The following is a 16,823-nucleotide window of genomic DNA, read 5'->3' as shown; positions in this document are numbered from 1 at the left end:
CATCGCCGGAACCACCCATTTCGCCGCACCGGGTGTGGGCAGAACAGCCCACGGGCCGGGATCACACGAGGCCGTGCGTGTACGCGTACGCCGTCGCCGCGGCCCGCGAGGACACGTCGAGCTTGGCGAAGATGTTGTTGAGGTGCCGGGCGACGGTGTGCTCGCTGATCACCAGTTCGGCGGCGATGGACCGGTTCGTGCCGCCCGCGGCGACCAGCCGCAGCACCTGGATCTCGCGCTCGGTGAGCGCGCCGGGTGTCTGCCGGTGCACGCTGCCGAGCAGCGCGGCCGCCCGGCGCGCGTCCGGCACGGCCCCCAGCCGTTCGAAGGTCTCCCGTGCGGCCCGCAGTTCCATGCGGGCGCCCTCTTCGTCGCCGGCGGTCCGGTCGGCGGCGGCCAGGGTCATCCGGACCTGAGCCGCCTCGTAGGGGACCCCGAGCGCCAGCCACAGCGCCAGTGCGCGGCGCAGTGCGGGCAGCGCACGGTCGAGGTCACGGGTGGCGAAGGCCACCGCACCGCCCGCCGACGCGGCGAGGGCGTGCAGCATGGTCGTCTGCGACCCGCGCCGCCGCTGCCAGTCGCGGGCCAGCACCGCCAGCCCGTCCGCCGCCGTACGGGCCTCGTCGAGCAGGCCGAGAGCGAGCGAGATCTCGACCTGGGCCGCCAGCAGCCGGCAGCGCCCTAGGTTCCCGGACCCGCCGTCCGTGGCCGGGCCGTCGTCCTCGCTCGCCACGGCGAGCCGCAGAGCGGCGGCCGAGGCATCGGCCCTGCCCTGAGCAAGCCGCAGCAGGGCCAGACCCGGCTCCGGGTCGCGGCCGAGTCCGTGCGCCCGGTCGTAGGACGCCTCGGCCGCGGCCAGGTCGCCGCGCCGCCGCTGGATGTCCCCGGCCAGGTAGAACGCCTCGGCGGCGATCCGGCCCTCGTAGGGCAGCAGCTCCTCGCAGGTCCGCGCGGCCTCGGTCACCGCTTGCGGCCAGGCGCCGCGCAGCTCGAGGACCTCCACGCGGTGCACCCTGCACAGACCCCGGAAGTTGTTCTCCGCCGGCATCGACGCGCACCACCTCATGGCCGCGTCGGTCCATTCGGCGGCGCGTTCGAGGTCGGCGCAGGCCATGCACCGCTGAAGGCCGAGGCAGTAGATCCACCCGGTGAAGAAGGAGCTGAGCTCGCCGGCGACGGCCGCGCACATCGCGTCGTCGAGCAGGTCGAGTCCGTCGGCGACCCGCCCCTGGGCCAGCAGGACGCCTGCCTGCGCCTGAATGCTCATGGCGAGCAGGTCCGGGCTGCCGCATCGCCGGGCGATCCCGGCCATACGCCGGGCCGTGGCCATGGCCTCGTCGAACGCGCCGCGCTCTTGTGCCTGCTCCGCCTCCATCCAGGCGAGATAGCACTGCTCGACGCACTCGGGCCGGCCGCGCAGGTGCTCCCGGGCCCGGCGCAGCCAGCCGGCCGCCACCGCCGTGCGTCCCGCCAGTCGGTGCTCGTAGAAGAGCATCCAGGCGCAGTACCCGGCCCGCTGGGCGGCGCCCGCCTCGACGTAACCGGAGTACGCCCTCATCCGCGCGGTGATCGACTCCTCGACGCGACTCGTCCACCAGGCGGCATCGGCGAGCGCGGCGAAGTCGTCCGGGGTGAGGCGGGCGGGGTCCATGCCGCTCAGGAGGCGGTACGCGTCGGCCCAGGCCTCTCGGGAGACGGCGTCCCGTGCCTGCCGAAGGGCTTCCGGGGACGCCTTCCCGGACCTGCCGTCCGCTGCCGGCTCCGTCGCCCGGCCGAGCCGCTGCCCGGTGCCGGTGGTCTGGTCAGCCACCTGCGGCTCCCTTCCCGCTCTCCCCGAGCCGGACCACCCCTTACCAGGATAGGCAGGCCACGGGCGGGAGCCTCCGCCTGCGGCATGCCCGGGCCGGGCCGGGCATGCCGGGCCCGGCACGGTCAGGTCAGGCCCGGTCTCAGGTCAGGCCCGGTCTCAGGTCAGGCCAGGCCAGCATCGAAGCTCATTTCACCGACCCCGCCATCACCCCCTGCACGAAATGCCGCTGGAAGGCGAAGAAGACCACCACCGGCACCACGAGGGACAGGAACGCCCCGGGCGCGAGCACATCGATATTGCTGCCGAACTGCCGTATCTGCGACTGGAGTTCAACCGTCAACGGCTGCGAGGAGCTGTCGGCGAAGAGCAGCGCGACCAGCATGTCGTTCCACACCCACAGGAACTGGAAGATGGCGAGGCTGGCGATGGCCGGACGGCCGACCGGCAGCACGAGCCGGGTGAAGATACGCCACTCCCCGCCACCGTCCATCCGCGCGGCCTCCAGCATCTCCTTCGGCATCTCCGCGAAGTAGTTGCGCAGGAGGAAGATCGCGAACGGCAGCCCGTACGAGACGTGGAAGAGCACGACTCCCGGGATCGTGCCGAACAGCCCCAGCTGCCCGAAGAGTTTGGCCACCGGCAGCAGACCGATCTGCACGGGCACCACCAACAGGGCGACCACCAGCAGGAAGAGGGGTTCACGGCCGGGGAAGTCCAGCCATGCGAAGGCGTATCCGGCGAGCGCGGCGAGGACGACGACGAGGAACGTGGCCGGCACCGAGATCAGCACGGTGTTCCAGAACGCCTGCGTCATCCCCGCATTGCCCAGCAGCGCCGAGTAGTTGTCGAAGGACAACTGACCGGGACTGGCCAGCGAGGTCCACCAGCCCCCCTTCGCGGTGTCCTGGGCGGACCTCAACGAGGACAGGAACAGCCCGGCGAGCGGGGTGAGCCACACCAGACCCACAAGTACGAGGAACGCCTGCACCAGGCTGTTGCCGAGCCCCCGCCTGAGCGCGTTCATCGTTGACTCCCTCGGAAACGGCGGACGTTGAAGACCATGGCGGGGATCACGAGCAGCAGGAGCAGCACCCCGAGCGCACTACCGAGCCCCTGGTTGTTGCCACCGCCGAAGGACACCAGCCACATCTGGGTGGCGAGCACGGTGGCGTCCTCCTGCACCGGTCCCGGCGCGATGATGTAGACGAGGTCGAAGACCTTCATCACGTTGATCACCAGGGTCACGAAGACCACGGTGAGGACGGGCGCGAGCAGCGGCACGGTGATCCGGCGGAAGATCTGCCACTCGTTCGCGCCGTCCATCCGGGCCGCCTCCAGCGCGTCCCGCGGCAGCGCGGCGAGCCCGGCGCCGATCAGCACCATGGCGAAGCCGGTCCAGATCCACAGGTACGCGCCGATGATGGCGGGCGTGACGAGCGCGGGGCCCAGCCAGGAGACGCCCTCGTACGGCGGGGCGAAGTTCGAGGCGGGCAGCCGCACGGTGTACGAGCCCGGATCGAGTCCCTGGAAGCGGTAGGAGCCGTCGGCCGCGGTGGTGGCGCTCGCGACCGTCTTCCCGTCGCGCACCGCCTCGACCTTCATCTCCGGCAGCCCGCTCTCGGCCTTGTCGACCTTGCCCTGTTCCCCTCCCCCGCCGCGTGTGAAGTCCAAGTAGACGACGCCGCGCAGTTCGTCGGCCGCCGCCTTCCGGGCCGCCGCCGGGTACGCCGGCCGCGCGTCCTTCGGCAGGTCGTCGGCGCGTACGCCCACCAGGCCGAGACCGACGGTGTCGCCGGGCGACGCGGTGGCCGTCGTACGGTACGAGCCGTCGGCGCCCTTGGTCAGGCCCTGGCCGTCGCGGCCACGGGCGGTCGGGTACGACGACGCTCCCTCGAAGGCGTCGTGCACGGAGACGACGGCGGCGTTCAGGACGCCCTTCTCGGGGTCCTCGTCGTAGGCGAGCCGGAAGATGATGCCCGCGGCGAGGAAAGAGACGGCCATCGGCATGAAGAGCAGCAGCTTGAACGCCGTTGCCCAGCGCACCTTTTCGACGAGCACGGCGAGGACGAGACCGAGGCCGGTGAGCAGGGTCGGCGCGATGACGACCCAGATCGCGGTGTTGCGGACGGCCGTGAGCGTGGCCGGGTCGCGGAACATCTCGGTGTAGTTGTCGCCGCCCACGAACCGGCCGCCGGAGGCGTCGAAGAAGCTGCGGCCCACGGAGAACAGCACGGGGTAGACGACGAGCGCGCCGAGCAGGAGCAGGGCGGGGAAGACGAAGGCGAGGGCGATGACGCGGGCACGGCGCCGGGCGCGCCGTCTGCGGTCGCGGTCGCGATCGGTCAGCGTGACGGGCGGAGGGCTCGCCTCTTTGAGGATCGTGGCGGTCATCGCGATCAGTCCTGGTACGCCTTGGCCGCTGCCTTCTCCAGCTCGGCCGCGGTCCCCTTCGGGTCGGACGGGTCGCGCAGGAAGTCCTGGAGGAGCTTCCACTCACCGGCGCCCTTGGTGCCGCCGAACGCGGCCGGGGCTTGGTCCGACATGTCGAAGCGGACCGAATCCCCGGCGGCGACAAGGGACTTGGCGGTCTCACGGGTGGTGTCGTCGCCGTAGGAGGCGAGGTCGAGCTTCTTGTTCGGGGAGAGGAAGCCACCGGCCTCGGCCCACACGGCGGAGGCCTCGGGGGTCGCGAGGTACTCCAGGAACTCCATGGCGGCCTTCTGGCTCTTGCCGTCCTTCAGGACGACGGCCGCGTCGCCGCCGCTGACCACGGGCGCCTCGCCGTCACCGACCGCGGGGAAGGGGAAGAAGTCCGCGTCCTCGCCGATCTTCCTGCCGAACTGGTCCTTGGCGACGCCTGCCACGAAGTCGCCCTCGTAGACCATGCCCGCCGCGGGCTCGGGCCCGAAGACCTTCTCCACGGAGCCGGGGAAGTCGGTGTTCAGCGCCCCCTTCTGGCCGCCGGCCAACAGCTGCTTGTCCTTGAAGAGCTTGCCGAGGGTGGTGAGGGCCTCGACGACGCTCGGGTCGGTCCACTTGATCTTGTGGGCGGCCAGGGCGTCGTACTTCTCGGGCCCGGCCTGCGAGAGGTAGATGTTCTCGAACCAGTCGGTGAGGGTCCAGCCGTCCTGGCCGGCGACGGAGAACGCCGCGAGGCCCGACTCGGAGACGGTGTGTCCGGCCTTCAGCATCGCGTCGTACGTCGTCGGCGGCTCGACGCCCGCCTCGTCGAGGGCGTCGGGGCTGTACCAGACGGTCGACTTGTGGGCGGCCTTGAAGTACAGGCCGTACAGGGTGCCGTCGACGCTGCCGTAGTTCTTCCACACGCTGGCGTAGTTGGCGTCGACGGACTGCTTGGCGGTCTTGGACAGCGGCTTGAGCCAGCCCTCCTTCGCGAACTGCTGGAGCACGCCGACCTGCGGGACCATCACCACGTCGGGGGCGTTGCCGCCCTCGATCTTGCTGCCGACGACCGTGGAGACGTTGTCACCGGTGGAGGTGAACTGCGTCTTGGCGCCGGTCTTCTCGCTGAACGCGTCCAGGACCTTCTGGAAGTTCTTCTGCTCGCTGCCGGACCAGACACCGGCCACGTTGATCGTCTGGCCGCTGAGCGGCTTGTCGCCGCCGCCCGCCGAGACGGGGCCGCCTCCGCAGGCGGTGGCGGCGAGGGACAGGGCGAGGGCGGTGCAGCTCGCGAGCAGGGTCGTACGTCGTCGCATCATCGTTGATGTTCCTTCGAGGGCAGGGAAATTGACGGGCAGTCAGCTTTGGGGCGTGATGCAGGAGGTGGGACTCAGGGGTTGGTGCAGTCGCTGATCCACCAGGCGGCCGTCGAGCCGGGCAGGACGCCGGGCGCGCAGGGGCCGCTGGACAGCAGGGGGGTGCCGGAGACCGGCGCGGGCGTCGGCGCCGTACCGAAGTTGACGGCGCACACCAGGCCGTCGCCGCGGACGAAGCCGAGGACACCGGGCGAGGTCTTCAGCCAGCGCAGCTCGCCCTCGCCCAACTGGGGCAGTCCGGCGCGCAGTTGGAGTCCGTCGCGGTAGAGGTGCCAGAAGGAGCGGGTGTCGGCGAGGGCGCGGTCGGTGGCGTACTCGGCGAAGTACGCGGGCTGAGGCAGCCACGGCTTGGCACTCTCGACGCCGGAGGTGAAGCCGAACGGCGAGGCGTGCCCCGACCACGGCAGCGGCACCCGGCAGCCGTCGCGGATCCGGGCGCGGCTGCCGGTGCGGCGGAAGATCGGGTCGGTGAGCACGTCGTCGGGCAGATCGACGACCTCGGGCAGTCCGAGCTCCTCGCCCTGGTAGATGTACGCGGCTCCGGGCAGCGCCAGCATCAGCAGCGCGGCGGCGCGGGCGCGGGCGGCGCCCAGGGCCAGCGCCGGAAGTGGCGTCGTCCGCCCGGAGGGCGGGCCGGGCGGCGTCTGGTGCGTGCTCTCGGCGTGCCGGGCGGAAGTCCTCGTACTGGACGTACTTGGGCTTTCGCCCGGTGCGGCGAAGGGGGTCCCCCCGCCCGAGCCGTGCGAAGCCGGTTCGAGGGTGGGGGCGCGTGCCAGGCGTCGGCCGGCAGGCGCCACTTCCGGCGCTGGCCCTGGGCCGCTGCCCTCGGTGCCCAGTTCGCCGTAGCGGGTGACGGTGCGGACCTGGTCGTGGTTGTTGAGGACCCAGGTGACCGTCGAGCCGGTGCCCGCGATGTCCTGCATGGCCTCGGATATGACCTTGTGGAAGGCGTCGGCGTTCCACGGCGCGCTCAGCAGGTCGAAGAAGAAGGCCTGGTGCAGCTCGTCACTGCGTACGTACTGGGCGTGTTCGCGGGCGGTCGGCACCGAGACCTCGCCGACGAGCAGCCGCTCGTGGCCGTCGCGGGCGGTGTACTCCTCGCACACCGACCGCCAGTGCCGCCAGACGTCGTGCACCTCGGGCTGGTTCCAGGCGAGCGGGTTGACCGAGTCGCGGGTGCGGGCGTCGGCCTCGGGGTCGGGCGAGTCCGGCAGCTCGGAGTGCTTGTAGAGGCCGGCGGCGACGTCGATGCGGAAGCCGTCGACGCCCCGGTCGAGCCAGAAGCGCAGCACGTGGTCGAAGTGGTCGCCGACCTCGGGGTTGCGCCAGTTCAGGTCGGGCTGCTCGGGCGTGAACATGTGCAGGTACCACTGGCCGGGGGTGCCGTCCTGCTCGGTGATCCGGCTCCAGGCGGGGCCGCCGAACATGGAGTGCCAGTTGTTGGGCGGTTCGGACCCGCCCGGGCCGCGGCCGTCGGCGAAGTGGAAGCGGGCGCGGGCCTCGCTGCCCGGGGCGGCGACCAGTGCCTCCTGGAACCACGGGTGCTCGTTGGAGCAGTGGTTGGGGACGATGTCCAGGAGCACCTTGACGCCGAGCCGCCGGGCGTCGGTCATCAGCAGGTCGAACTCGCTGAGGTCGCCGAAGAGCGGGTCGACGTCGCAGTAGTCGGCCACGTCGTAGCCGTGGTCGTGCTGCGGCGAGGGGTAGAAGGGGCTCAGCCAGACGCCGTCGACCCCCAGCTTCTTCAGATACGGCAGTCCGGCCCGGACCCCGGCGAGATCGCCGATGCCGTCCCCTGTGCTGTCCAGAAAACTCCGGACGTAGACCTGGTAGATCACTGCGTCGCGCCACCAGCGGTGCGTGTTGAGCGTCACCCGTTGACCTGTCTGTGCGTGCCTACGGTTATGCATGCATGTTAAGTAGGCGTGTCGCACGGGTGTCAACGAGTAGGCAGAGGACTCACGAGAGTTGGGGATTTATATCCGCACTTTTCCACCTGCAGAAGGGGAAGATGAGACAGGCACGTTACCTAACATGTAACTAGGAGCCGCCGGAACGCGGCGCCGAGAGGGCTCAGCCCCGGCGCGAAATGTCCGCGAGCTCGCGCGCGAGGCGTCGCACCGCGGCCTCGGGCGTCTGGTGCCCGGACATCGCGTCGTGCACGACGCCCTGCACGGCCAGGCTGACCTGGTCGTAGCGCGGGCTCTTGGGACGCGGCGACGCGGCCAGGACGCTCGCGCGCAGCGTCGGCAGATAGGGGAACCGCCGGATCAGCTCCGGGTCCCGGTAGAGCGCGGCCCGCACAGGCGGCAGCGCGCCCTTGGTGAGGACCTGCCGCTGCACCCGCTCGCTCGTGAGGTACGCGATCAGGCGCGCGGCGGAGTCGGGATGACGGGCATGCGCGTTGACCGCCAGGTTGGAGCCGCCGAGCACGCTCGCCCCCGGCCCGTCGGGTCCGGGCAGCGGCACCGCGCCGATCTTCCCGGCGACGGCGGAGCCCTTGGCGGAGGCGCCGACATAGGCGTACGGCCAGTTGCGCAGGAAGAGGAGACGGCCGTCCTGGAAGGCCTGTTTGGACTCCTCCTCCTTGTACGTCAGCGCCTTCTTCGGGATCCAGCCGTCGCGTACGCCGCGGGCGAGGAAGCCGATGCCCTCGCGGGCCGCCGCCGAGTTGACGGTGACGCGCTCGCCCTCGTCGCCGAGGATCGTGCCGCCCGCCGAGTAGACCGCCTCGGCGGCGTTCACCGTGAGCCCCTCGTAGGGCAGGAACTGGCCCGCGTAGCCGTCGAGTCCGTACTTCGGCGCGATGGTCCTCGCCTGCTTCTCCAGCTCGGCCCAGGTGCGCGGCGGAGCGAGGCCCTCCTTGTCGAGGACGTCCTTGCGGTAGAGGAGGAGGCCGGCGTTGGTGACGTACGGGACGGCGTACAGCTTTCCGTCGTACGTCGCCGTGTCGACGACCGGCGACAGGAAGCCGTCGAGCGGGAAGCGGTCCCGGGACAGCGGGGAGATCCAGCCCGCGGCGGCGAACTCCGAGGTCCAGGCGACGTCGATGTTCAGGATGTCGAAGCGGCTCCGGTCGCCGCCGCGCAGGTCGGTGGTCATCTGCGCACGGGTCTCGTCGGCGGAGTCCGGCAGTTCGACGAGGGTGACCTTCTCGCCGGGGTGGGTGCGGTTCCAGCCGTCGAGCAGCGGCCCCAGATAGCTGGTGAGGTCCCCCGCGGTGGCCAGCGTGAGCGGACCGCGACCGCCGCCACGCGCTCCGTCGGCCTGCGCTCCCGAGGCGACATAACCGCTCAGGACCACCGCCGCGACCAGGAGTCCCCTACCCGCGGCATGTATCCACCGCATAGGTTCCTCCTTGGTACACCGGCTGCCGGGCACCTTCGCCCGGAGTCAGAGGCCATGTATACCTGTTAGGTATGGGCGATACTAGGGCCTGCGGCACATTACAAGGATCCGAGGAGGAGAGCACGAGTGCGGCTGCCCCTCCTGGCCCTGCTGGCGCGTGGTCCGGCCCATGGCTACGAGCTCAAGCAGGACCTTGAGCAACTGCTGGGCTCCGCGTACCCTCAGCCGAACGTCGGCCAGATCTATGTGACACTCGGCCGCCTCGAGAAGTCGGGACTGATCGAGGGCGAGGAAGTCGAGCAGTCGAGCCGGCCCAACAAGAAGATCTACCACCTCACCGACGCCGGGCGTGAGGCGCTGCGCGCCTGGTACGAGGAGACGGCGGACGAGCCGCGTGTGCGGGACGAGTTCTTCATGAAGCTCGCACTCGCGCCGCAGACCGGACTCGCCGACCAGATCGCCCTGATCAACAAGCAACGGCGCCAGTACCTGAACACCATGCGCAATCTGTCGAAGCTCGCCGCCGCCGAGAACCGGGACAACCGCATCTCCCAGCTGCTCATCGAGGGCGCCATGCTGCATCTGCAGGCCGATCTGGACTGGCTGGAGCGCTGCCAGGAGGAATTGGAGGAGCTGGAGTGAGCCGCACCGCTCCTTCGTCGCGCGTCGAGGGCGCACCCCTGCTGCGTGCCGAGGGCCTGGTCAAGACCCACTACGGCGAGGGCGCCCCCGCCCATGCCGTGCGCGGTGTGGATCTCGCCGTACGGCAGGGTGAGTTCGTGGCCGTCACGGGCCCCTCCGGCGCCGGGAAGTCGACACTGCTGCATCTGCTCGGCGGACTCCAGCGACCGGACTCCGGCAGCGTCTGGCTGGACGGCGAGTGCACGGACGCGTACAGCGAGGCCCGCTGGGCGGTCGAGCGCCGGAGCCGCATCGGCATCGTCTTCCAGTTCTTCAACCTGGTCTCGAACCTGTCGGTCGCCGACAACGTCGAGCTGCCCGCCCTGCTTGCCGGTCTCTCCCCCAAGCAGGCGCGCGCCGAGCGTGAGCGGCTCCTCGCCGAGCTGGGCCTCGATGGCAAGGAGCGCAGCATGCCGGGCGAGCTGTCCGGCGGCGAGCAGCAGCGTGTCGCGCTGGCCCGTGCCCTGGTCAACCACCCGTCCCTGCTGCTGGCCGACGAGCCCGCGGGCAGCCTCGACAGCAAGGGCACCCGCGAGGTGACCCGGCTGCTGTCCCGTTTCCACCAGCGCGGTCAGACCATCGTGCTGGTCACCCATGACGCACGGCTCGCGAGCGCCGCGGACCGGGTGATCAGCTTCTTCGACGGCCGTGTCGCCGACGACGCGGAACTCGACGCCGCGCCCGTGCGCGGCGGGGGCATATCCGGCGTGCTGGAACTGAGGGACTGAGCGGCGTGCACGAGCCTGTGGCCAAGGATCCCTGTGCCGTACACGGGCCGCGGAGCCGGTCCCTCGTGCGCGAGCCGAGAGGCTGAGCCGGCGTGCGGGCCACCCTGCGCTGGGCGCACGCCGATCTGCGCACGCATCGCGGCGAGGCGCTGTTCATCGTGCTCGCCACCGCCGGGATCGTCGCCTCGCTGCTGCTGGCCACGGCACTCTTCGGGTACGCGACCAATCCCTGGCAGCGCGTCTTCACCCAGTCGCAGGGCGCGCACGTGTGGATCCACACCGGCCCGTCGGCAGACGCACGCGAACTCGCCGAGCTGGACGGCGTCACGTCCGTCGCGGGCCCGTACCCCACCGCCGCCGCCACCGTCGAGTCGCGCGGCACCCGCGCCTCCGTCGAGCTGCGCGGCACCGCCGACCGGCCCGCGACCGGCCGTCCGCTGCTCACCTCCGGCCGCTGGCTCGATCCCGCCGCGCCGGACGGTGTGGTGCTGGAGAGCAGTCTCGCCCGGGCGCTGTGGGCCGAGCCCGGGGACACCCTCACCGTGCCCGGCACCGCACGGACCCTGACCGTCCTGGGCATCGCCGACAGCGCCGAGCCCCGCTACCGCCCCGGGGAGCGGTCGGGCCTCGCGTGGACGCTCCCCTCCGCCGTGCAGGCCACCGACGGGCGCGGCGGCCAGGTGACCGGGCTGCGGCTGACCGATCCCGACGACACGGACTACGCCGTCCAGCGCGCCGTCACCGTGCTCGGTGCCGGAGCGGTCACCGACGTCTCCAACTGGCAGCAGGCGCGGTCGGAGGCCCAGGGCGGCAACCGGCTGCTCGGCCAGGTCCTCGGCCTGTTCGGTCTCGGCGCCCTGGTCGCCGCCGCGCTCGCCGTGCACGGCGCGATCGGCACCCGTATCCGTGGCCATCTGCGGGACATCTCGGTCCTGAAGGCGATCGGCTTCACTCCGGGCCAGGTGGTGCGGATCTTCCTGCTCCAGCATGTGGCGTTCGCGCTCCTCGGCGCCGTGCTCGCCGCCGCCCTCACCCAGGCCCTGGGCAGTCGGATCCCGGGACGGCTCGGGGACGCCGTCGGTGTGTGGCAGGGACTGCCGGGACACACGGCGGCACTCCTCGCCATACCCGTGGCCGCGGTCCTGTTCATCGCCGCGACGACCGGGCTCGCGGCCTGGCGGGCCGGACAGGTGCCTCCGGTGCCGGGGCTGCGGGCCGCAGCACCGCTCGGCGGCCGGCTGTCGGGCCTGGCGCGCGGGGCTCTCGGGCTGCGGCTGCCGTCCGCGCTGGTCCTGGGCTGGCACAAGGCGTTCACGCGGCGGCCGCGCTCTTTGGCCACGGTCGCCCGGCTGGCGCTGCCGCTGCTGCTGATCGTGGTGGCCATGAGTGCCTGGACCACCATCGACCGCTTCCAGAACAGGCCCGACCAGATCGGTCTCGCGGCCGCGCTCACCGTGCGCGCGGACGACACCCTGAGCGATCCGGGCGTACGAGCCCTGCTGGCCGAAAACCCGCAGGTCGCCGCCGTCCATCCGGGCGTCGAGGTGGCCGCCCTGGTCCCCGGCCAGACGGGCACGATCGCGCTGCGCGGGCTCGGCACCCGCCAGGATCCCTACCCGTTCACGCTGGCCGAGGGACGCCCCGCGCGCGCCCCCGACGAGGCGGTGGCCGGCCAGGGACTGCTCGACCTGCTGGACGTACGCGTCGGGGACTGGGTGCGGATGACGGTGGGCGCACAGCCGCAGATCCTGCACATCGTGGGGCGCAGCATCGAGCCGGAGAATGGCGGCCGGGTCATCTCCACCTCGCTCGACACCCTCCGGGAGAACGACCCGGGGCTCCGGGCGGCCCTCTACCAGCTGCAACTGCGCCCCGGCGCCGACACGCACCGGGTGGCCGCCGAGCTGACCACCGCCGCACACGGAGACATCAGCGTGCACGCCGTGCCGAACCCGGCCGACGGGCTCTCGCCGCTGCGCGGGGTCGTCGTGGGGCTGATCGCCGTACTGGCCCTGATCGGCCTCATCGAGCTGCTCACCGCGATCGGCGGCACGGTGCGCGAGGGCGAGCGGGACCTGCTGGCGCTGAAGGCGATCGGGCTGACTCCGCGGCAGATCACCGCGGTCACGGTGACGGCCACGGGGTGCACGGCGCTGGCCGCGGTCCTCGTCGGTACGGCGCTGGGGGTGCCGATCGCGCACTGGCTGATCGACGCACAGGGCAGCTCGAGCGGCATCGGCGCCGGGATCGCCCGAGGGCCCTCCCCCGTCCTCCTGCTGCTCTTCGGCACGGCTGCCGTGCTCGGCGCCGCCGCGCTCGCCGCCCTGCCCGCGGCCCGGGCGGCCCGCCGCCGGCTGGCGGACACGCTGAGCGCGGTGGCCTGACCGGGGCTCCGAGTCTGGTCAGGAACCGTACGGGGGCTGCGGGGGCGGAGGCCCGTAGGGGTTGCCCGAGACGTGCGGCGGATACGGGGCGTACGGGCTGCCGTTGCCCGGCGGGTACGGCTGGCCCGGCGGTACATAGGGCTGTCCGGGCGGCGGCGCGTAGGGCTGCCCCGGAGGCGGCCCGTACGGGTTTCCCTGCGGTGGTACGAACCCCGGGTTCGGCGGCGCGTAGGGCGTCGGAGCGGGCAGCGTCGCCGGGTGCGCGCCCAGCCGGATGCCGTGGCGGCGGCGGAGACGGGTCGCCTCCAGGGCCGCGATGGAGGTGACCGTCACCGGAGCACCCAGGATGAAGACGATCCCCATCGTGAGGCTGAGCCCGTGCAGATCACCGGTGGCCAGGTCGGGAATGGCCATCAGCCAGGTCGTCACCGTGGCGAGCAGCGGCGGCAGGGCGCGGTGTACGGCGGCGGAGCCGAAGAAGTTCCCGGCCAGCTGCACGGCCCCGTACATCAGAAAGCCGGTCAGCCACATCGCCGGCAGGCCGAGCACCATCGTCCAGATGGGTCCGTGCGAGACCGACAGCTGCCACAACAACACCGTCCCGACGACCATGCCGATGAAGAGCAGCAGCAGCTTGAGCGAGTTGAACAAGGCCCCGCGCAGCTCGCGGATCCTTCCGGTGCGCCGCCAGACGAAGAGCATCACGCCCACCGTCAGAGGTGTGATGAACAGCAGGACGAGGGCCGCCACGACGATGTTCTCCAGGACCTCCGTGAAGTCGAACTTGCCCTCCACGAAGGTGTACACACCGAACGCCGCGACAGCCCCGGCGATGACGCGCACCCGCTTGAGCCGCTCCACCGACGGATCGACCGCCGGCGGAATCCACGCCGGATGGAACACCGCCTGCGCCACGGCCTTGGGCTGCAGAATCGACGCCACCGACAGCCTGCCGCTCAGCCATCTCCCGCGCGAACCAGCCACGTTCAGCTCCCCCGAGCTCGACACCATGATCGCCGGGGATTCTACGGGAGACGGACGGCCTTCCTGCCGACCGCCTCCCGACCCACACGACTACTGCACGACTACCGACGGCCCCACGACTACTGGCGGCCGCGCAGCGCCCGGTACTTGGCCACGAGCGCCTTGGTGGACTCGTCCAGGCCCGGCACCTCCGCCCCCTCCGTGAGGGCGGGCTCGACGCGCTTGGCGAGGACCTTGCCGAGCTCGACGCCCCACTGGTCGAAGGAGTCGATGTTCCAGATGGCGCCCTGCACGAACACCTTGTGCTCGTAGAGCGCGATCAACTGGCCGAGCACCGACGGGGTGAGCTCGCGCGCGAGGATCGTGGTCGTCGGGTGGTTGCCCTTGAACGTCTTGTGCGGCACCAGTTCCTCGGGCACGCCCTCCGCCCGCACCTCGTCCGGCGTCTTGCCGAAGGCCAGCGCCTGCGTCTGCGCGAAGAAGTTGGCCATCAGCAAGTCGTGCTGGGCCTTGAGCCCGTCGCTCAGCTCGGCGACCGGCTCGGCGAAACCGATGAAGTCCGCCGGGATCAACTTCGTGCCCTGGTGGATGAGTTGGTAGTACGCGTGCTGCCCGTTGGTACCCGGCGTACCCCATACGACCGGCCCGGTCTGCCACTCCACGGGACGCCCGTCACGGCCCACGTACTTGCCGTTGGACTCCATGTCGAGCTGCTGGAGGTACGCGGTGAACTTGCTGAGGTAGTGCGAGTACGGCAGCACCGCGTGCGACTGCGCGTCATGGAAGTTGCCGTACCAGACGCCCAACAGGCCGAGCAGCAGCGGCACATTGGATTCGGCGGGGGCCGTCCGGAAGTGCTCGTCGACGATCCTGAACCCGTCGAGCATCTCCCGGAACCGGTCCGGACCGATCGCGAGCATCAGGGACAGACCGATCGCGGAGTCGTACGAGTAGCGTCCGCCGACCCAGTCCCAGAACTCGAACATGTTGGCCGTGTCGATGCCGAAGTCCGACACCTTCTCGGCGTTCGTCGACAGCGCCACGAAGTGCTTGGCGACGGCCTCCTGACCGGCCTTGAGCCCGGTGAGCAGCCAGTCGCGGGCCGAGGTCGCGTTGGTGATCGTCTCGATGGTGGTGAAGGTCTTCGAGGCAATGATGAACAGCGTCTCGGCCGGGTCCAGGTCCCGTACGGCCTCGTGCAGGTCGGCGCCGTCCACGTTCGACACGAAGCGGACCGTCAGGTCGCGGTCGGTGAAGGACCGTAGCACCTCGTAGGCCATCGCCGGGCCGAGGTCGGAGCCGCCGATGCCGACGTTCACCACGTTCTTGATGCGCCGGCCGGTGTGTCCGGTCCACTCGCCCGAGCGGACGCGCTCGGAGAAGTCGGCCATCTTGTCGAGGACGGCGTGCACACCCGGGACGACGTTCTCGCCGTCGACCTCCACGACCGTGTCGCGCGGGGCGCGCAGCGCGGTGTGCAGGACCGCGCGGTTCTCGGTCGTGTTGATCTTCTCCCCGCGGAACATGGCGTCCCGCAGCCCGAACACGTCCGTGGCGGCGGCCAGCTCGCGCAGCAGCCGCAGCGTCTCGTCGGTGACGAGGTGCTTGGAGTAGTCGACGTGCAGATCGCCGACCTGAACCGTGTATCCGGCGCCGCGTCCGGGGCTCTGGGCGAACAGCTCACGGAGCTGTGCCTCGCCGAGTTCCTCCCGGTGCTTGGCCAGAGCGGTCCATTCGGGCGTCTGGTTTAGCCTGGGACGGCTTTCTGCGTTCATCTCGGACTTCAGCCTTCTTTCCTACCTGTCCTGCTGCGTACCTTGCCCCGCTGCCGGTCCCAACCTAATTGATCAGGGCTTGACGTGAGCTGTCGTCCCGCCGTCGGCCGGCTCAACAACAGATACGTCCGGCTTGAGCGCAGGTATCAGCACGGTGACGGACAGGACGAAGAACGCGGCCGCGCTCCACAGCCGCCCGAACCCGCCATGCCACGCGGGCGCACCCGCGCCTCTTGCCTCGACCGTCGCCACGACGCCCCCTCGGATCCCGTCGATACAAGAACCGTAGAGGGCACCACTGACAATCGACCTCGAAGCGGTGCGGTGCCGGGCGTACGAGAAATACGTCTGTACGGGAAATGGGCCCGCACGCGACATACGCCGATACCGGCGAACTACGCCGGCCCGGGCGGACCCGGCGCACGATACGGATCCGGCCGGACACCCCTCCTCGGTGTCCGGCCGGACCTCAACTCCTAGATTTCGCCCCGCAGTTTGGCGAGCGCCTCGGCGAGGATCGCCTCGCCGTCCGCGTCGCTGCGCCGCTCCCGTACGTACGCGAGGTGCGTCTTGTACGGCTCGGTGCGCGGCGGGTCCGGCGGGTTGTCCCGGTCCTGTCCGGCGGGAAAGCCGCAGCGCGGACAGTCCCACGTGTCGGGGACCTGCGCGTCGCTGGCGAAGCTGGGCTGCGTCTCGTGCCCGTTGGAGCACCAGAAGGAGATGCGCAGCCGGGGCGCGGACTCGCCACGCTCGGCCTCGCCCATCGGCCCCGCCCCGACCCGGCTTCCTCGGATCGCGTTGCCACTTGCCACGGTCGTAACTCCCTGCGTGATGGTGCCGCGAAGCGAGTCGGCGTGACGCTTCGCTGCGAGCGCCTCAGTCTACGTAAGGCCCAACGCGCGTCCAGTGATTGGAGTTACACCCCGCCCACAGACGCAAGCCCCATGATAGGCCGCGCCCGCGGGCGCGTACCGGACATGGGGCCTTACGTGCGGAATGTGCTTGCGTAATGTGCGTTTGTGCTGCCGTACCGATGTCAGCCAGTGATCAGTTGTTGACTTTCATCAGGATGCCCAGCACCACAATGCACGCGAACCACAGCAGACCGACCACCACGGTGATGCGGTCGAGGTTGCGCTCGGCGACCGAGGAGCCGCCGACGGACGACTGCATGCCGCCACCGAACATGTCGGAGAGGCCGCCGCCCTTCCCCTTGTGCATCAGCACCAGCAGCATCAGCAACAGGCTGAAGACGATCAGGGCGATCGAGAACCCCATAACCACGGCTGGACCAACTTCCTCGGACTTATACGGACGACGGGGGCCGGTGCTTC

At 70.8% G+C, this 16,823-nt stretch carries 14 protein-coding genes; 3 read left to right on the top strand and 11 right to left on the bottom strand.

Annotation, left to right across the window (positions count from 1 at the left end):
• Window positions 1-61: 61 nt before the first annotated feature.
• The 6 genes from GAS53_RS17115 to GAS53_RS17090 form a co-directional block, all read right to left on the bottom strand.
• Window positions 62-1,810 carry a LuxR family transcriptional regulator gene (locus GAS53_RS17115; protein ID WP_225858954.1) on the bottom strand — a complete coding sequence of 583 codons (1,749 nt, stop codon included), beginning with the start codon at window positions 1,808-1,810 and terminating at the stop codon, window positions 62-64.
• 184 nt (window positions 1,811-1,994) lie between these two features.
• Window positions 1,995-2,834, bottom strand: coding sequence for a carbohydrate ABC transporter permease (locus tag GAS53_RS17110; RefSeq protein WP_151478465.1), 840 nt, complete (start codon window positions 2,832-2,834; stop codon window positions 1,995-1,997).
• Complete coding sequence (locus GAS53_RS17105) at window positions 2,831-4,201, bottom strand: ABC transporter permease (protein ID WP_151478464.1); 1,371 nt, start codon at window positions 4,199-4,201, stop codon at window positions 2,831-2,833. The genes GAS53_RS17110 and GAS53_RS17105 overlap by 4 nt, the downstream gene beginning before the upstream one ends.
• Before the next feature lie 5 nt (window positions 4,202-4,206).
• A complete protein-coding gene (locus tag GAS53_RS17100; RefSeq protein ID WP_151478463.1) occupies window positions 4,207-5,532 on the bottom strand; it encodes an ABC transporter substrate-binding protein in 1,326 nt (441 codons plus the stop codon).
• A 71-nt stretch (window positions 5,533-5,603) separates the two neighbouring features.
• Window positions 5,604-7,499, bottom strand: coding sequence for a glycoside hydrolase family 13 protein (locus GAS53_RS17095; RefSeq protein WP_151478462.1), 1,896 nt, complete (start codon window positions 7,497-7,499; stop codon window positions 5,604-5,606).
• 163 nt (window positions 7,500-7,662) lie between these two features.
• Window positions 7,663-8,937 carry an ABC transporter substrate-binding protein gene (locus GAS53_RS17090; RefSeq protein WP_151478461.1) on the bottom strand — a complete coding sequence of 425 codons (1,275 nt, stop codon included), beginning with the start codon at window positions 8,935-8,937 and terminating at the stop codon, window positions 7,663-7,665.
• A gap of 126 nt (window positions 8,938-9,063) precedes the next feature.
• Between GAS53_RS17090 and GAS53_RS17085 the strand changes: the two genes are divergently transcribed.
• The 3 genes from GAS53_RS17085 (at window position 9,064) to GAS53_RS17075 (ending at window position 12,730) form a co-directional block, all read left to right on the top strand.
• Window positions 9,064-9,579 (top strand): PadR family transcriptional regulator, encoded by a 516-nt coding sequence (locus tag GAS53_RS17085; RefSeq protein ID WP_151478460.1) that lies wholly within the window; start codon window positions 9,064-9,066, stop codon window positions 9,577-9,579.
• Window positions 9,576-10,346 (top strand): ABC transporter ATP-binding protein, encoded by a 771-nt coding sequence (locus GAS53_RS17080; protein WP_151478459.1) that lies wholly within the window; start codon window positions 9,576-9,578, stop codon window positions 10,344-10,346. The genes GAS53_RS17085 and GAS53_RS17080 overlap by 4 nt, the downstream gene beginning before the upstream one ends.
• Window positions 10,347-10,438: 92 nt before the next feature.
• Window positions 10,439-12,730 (top strand): ABC transporter permease, encoded by a 2,292-nt coding sequence (locus tag GAS53_RS17075; protein WP_151478458.1) that lies wholly within the window; start codon window positions 10,439-10,441, stop codon window positions 12,728-12,730.
• A gap of 18 nt (window positions 12,731-12,748) precedes the next feature.
• Here the strand turns inward: GAS53_RS17075 and GAS53_RS17070 are convergent, their stop codons facing one another.
• From GAS53_RS17070 to secG, 5 genes are all read right to left on the bottom strand, one after another.
• Complete coding sequence (locus GAS53_RS17070; protein ID WP_151478457.1) at window positions 12,749-13,714, bottom strand: hypothetical protein; 966 nt, start codon at window positions 13,712-13,714, stop codon at window positions 12,749-12,751.
• Between the two features lie 119 nt (window positions 13,715-13,833).
• Window positions 13,834-15,489 (bottom strand): glucose-6-phosphate isomerase, encoded by a 1,656-nt coding sequence (gene pgi, locus GAS53_RS17065; protein ID WP_151478456.1) that lies wholly within the window; start codon window positions 15,487-15,489, stop codon window positions 13,834-13,836.
• A 72-nt stretch (window positions 15,490-15,561) separates the two neighbouring features.
• A complete protein-coding gene (locus tag GAS53_RS17060) occupies window positions 15,562-15,741 on the bottom strand; it encodes a hypothetical protein (RefSeq protein ID WP_151478455.1) in 180 nt (59 codons plus the stop codon).
• Window positions 15,742-15,965: 224 nt separating this feature from the next.
• The gene (locus GAS53_RS17055) at window positions 15,966-16,301 is read right to left on the bottom strand and encodes an RNA polymerase-binding protein RbpA (protein ID WP_003957010.1); all 336 of its coding nucleotides are present in this window, start codon (window positions 16,299-16,301) and stop codon (window positions 15,966-15,968) included.
• Window positions 16,302-16,536: 235 nt separating this feature from the next.
• Window positions 16,537-16,767, bottom strand: a complete 231-nt coding sequence (gene secG, locus GAS53_RS17050) for a preprotein translocase subunit SecG (protein WP_009300451.1) — start codon at window positions 16,765-16,767, stop codon at window positions 16,537-16,539.
• Window positions 16,768-16,823: the final 56 nt, after the last annotated feature.

The sequence above is a fragment of the Streptomyces albicerus genome, from assembly GCF_008905045.1.
Taxonomy (GTDB): domain Bacteria; phylum Actinomycetota; class Actinomycetes; order Streptomycetales; family Streptomycetaceae; genus Streptomyces; species Streptomyces albicerus.
Note: the sequence above shows the minus strand (reverse complement) of the source record. Positions and strands in the feature narration are given on the sequence as shown.

What these genes read in the sequence shown, in the direction of transcription:
- GAS53_RS17110 (WP_151478465.1), bottom strand. Translation starts at nt 2,834, where the DNA reads ATGAACGCGCTCAGGCGGGGGCTCGGCAACAGCCTGGTGCAGGCGTTC.
- GAS53_RS17105 (WP_151478464.1), bottom strand. Translation starts at nt 4,201, where the DNA reads ATGACCGCCACGATCCTCAAAGAGGCGAGCCCTCCGCCCGTCACGCTG.
- GAS53_RS17100 (WP_151478463.1), bottom strand. Translation starts at nt 5,532, where the DNA reads ATGATGCGACGACGTACGACCCTGCTCGCGAGCTGCACCGCCCTCGCC.
- GAS53_RS17095 (WP_151478462.1), bottom strand. Translation starts at nt 7,499, where the DNA reads ATGCATAACCGTAGGCACGCACAGACAGGTCAACGGGTGACGCTCAAC.
- GAS53_RS17090 (WP_151478461.1), bottom strand. Translation starts at nt 8,937, where the DNA reads ATGCGGTGGATACATGCCGCGGGTAGGGGACTCCTGGTCGCGGCGGTG.
- pgi (WP_151478456.1), bottom strand. Translation starts at nt 15,489, where the DNA reads ATGAACGCAGAAAGCCGTCCCAGGCTAAACCAGACGCCCGAATGGACC.
- secG (WP_009300451.1), bottom strand. Translation starts at nt 16,767, where the DNA reads ATGGGGTTCTCGATCGCCCTGATCGTCTTCAGCCTGTTGCTGATGCTG.